Here is a 2,257-nt window from a genome sequence, read left to right as displayed (position 1 = left end):
ACACTACACCGCTAACGTAGGTGGGATAAAGACTTGTGCTTCCAGACCACCATGAGCTGGATTGCGTAAAATGAGATCTCCGCCGTGTCCATGTAAAATACTTCGGCATATTCCAAGACCAAGACCGTGACCTTGGTCATCATCGGCAAGGCGAAAATAAGGCTCAAAGACCGCTTCTAATTTATCTATCGGGATCCCCGGACCTTGGTCTTGAATGGTGATAACAACCCACTCTGGATTTTCTTCCAACTTCACCCACACTTGCTGACCATACTTCACGCCATTGCCAATCAAGTTTGTCAATACTCGTTGAATAGCTAGAGGCTTAGCGATTATCGGTTCAAGCTGTGTAGGCGTAAAATGGACCACTTGGCGAGTTAAGTTGTACCCTTCAGCAATCGTCTGAATCATCTCGTTGAGATCAATACTGCTGTTATTTTCGTGTAAATCGGTATCTCGCACGCACTGCAATGCCCCTTTAACCATCATCTCTAGCTCATCGAGATCGCGGTTAAATTTTTCGCGCTTAACATCGCTTTCGAGCAATTCAGCCCTTAGGCGTAAGCGGGTAATGGGTGTTTTTAAATCATGAGAGATGGCCGAAAACAGATGCTCTCTATCGGCCACGTAACGTCGAATTCGTTGCTGCATACGATTGAATGCGCGGGTCGCCGTGATCAATTCTGTCGCCCCCTCTTCACGCAAGGGACGCTGGGCAATATCCATACTCATCTCATTCGCCGCTTTGGCTAAATTTCTCAGTGGCCGAACTTGGCGGCGCATAAGCAAGTAGGTCAACGCTAACAAAATAGTGGTGGAAAAAAAGAGAAATAAGATCTGCTCTTTTCTTAATAGAGTGTCATCCAGTTTCACGTATGGGGCGGGAAGTAGCGCCGCCACGTAAACCCATTCATGGCTTGATAGTTCGATTTGCACCACCAGTACTGGCGGGTTTAGCGGTTCAAGTGTGAGTGTATGGTAGGCCCACGACTTGGGTAAGTCGCTGAGAAAAATATCGTTTTTTAGTAACCGCAAATGTTCTGGTTTGGTAAATTCAACTTGAATACTCTCAACGTTATTGAGCTTTTGTTGCAACACTTCCCTCACTGCATCGACTGAAGCTCGCTTGAGCGGCGTATCGATAATCGGCTCCACAGTCAATGGCTCTTTATTGAATGAGACAAAAAAACGGGTTCCCCCCATATTGCGAATTTGATCCAGCACGATATGCCGATATTTGACGGGCAGTGATTGAAAAAAGGTCACGGTGGAAGCAAACATACCTGCCATGCTAGAAGAAACGGAACTGATCCCTTCCAACTCTTTTTGTTTAGATTGGCTGTACCAAATCGCCGTTGCAATGCCCTGTGCTATCACCACCGCCAACAAAGTCAGCAGCAGTGTTCGTGAGACAAGAGAGTTGGGTTTTAAGCGTGAAAAGAGACGTCTTAGCGTCATTTTTAATGGCCGTAACTGACCGGAACGGCCAGAATATAGCCGTTGCCACGCATAGTTTTAATGTAGTGAGGGTATTTTGCACTATCACCCAATCGCTGACGTAAACGGCTAAGTTGCACGTCGATACCTCGCTCAAAAGGGAGCGCTTCACGTCCACGAGTAGCAAATGAGATGGTATCGCGATCAAGCACTTCCTTAGGCCGGGTTAAAAACAGCATCAGTAGTGCAAAATCACTGCCCGACAAGTCATGCTCATCGGCACGCTCTAGATGTGTAATTCGGTGTGACAAGGTATCGAGTTGCCAATCACCAAACGTAATTTGTTTGGGCAACGCATCGGTTGTTTTTTCATCATTGACTTGTACCCGGCGCAGCAAAGCCTTGATGCGCGCCATTAACTGACGCGGGTTGAAAGGTTTCGCCACATAATCATCCGCGCCAATTTCTAAACCAATGATTTGGTCAGTTTCATCAGAAACCGCGGTCAACATAATGATAGGAACGTTCGAATGACGACGGATTTTTTGGCATAAAGTAAAACCATCGTCTCCGGGCATCATCACATCCAACAAAATAAGATCGGGATAACTGTTACGTTCCAAATAGGCTAATAGCTCGATGCCATCCGCGGTGGTGACGATATCAAAACCAGACTTCGTCAAGTACTCATCTAATAATTGCCGAATCTCTTCGTCATCATCCACGACTAGAATGCGCGTTCTTGCCTGCATGTCCACTATCCATATTTTCAACTGATCGGCCTAGTGTAGCTATAGGTCATTTTTTTGATTATTGATAT

The 2,257-nt window shown here is 46.1% G+C and carries 2 protein-coding genes; both read right to left on the bottom strand.

Annotated elements, in window-relative coordinates:
* Positions 1–3: 3 nt before the first annotated feature.
* A complete protein-coding gene (locus B9J84_RS14385) occupies positions 4–1,458 on the bottom strand; it encodes an ATP-binding protein (protein WP_017044591.1) in 1,455 nt (484 codons plus the stop codon).
* Positions 1,459–1,460: 2 nt separating this feature from the next.
* The gene (locus B9J84_RS14380) at positions 1,461–2,189 is read right to left on the bottom strand and encodes a response regulator (RefSeq protein WP_026028047.1); all 729 of its coding nucleotides are present in this window, start codon (positions 2,187–2,189) and stop codon (positions 1,461–1,463) included.
* Positions 2,190–2,257: the final 68 nt, after the last annotated feature.

It is taken from the genome of Vibrio sp. V03_P4A6T147 (assembly GCF_002241085.1).
In the GTDB taxonomy this organism is placed as follows: Bacteria; Pseudomonadota; Gammaproteobacteria; order Enterobacterales; family Vibrionaceae; genus Vibrio; species Vibrio anguillarum.
This window is presented reverse-complemented; position numbering and strand designations above follow the sequence as displayed.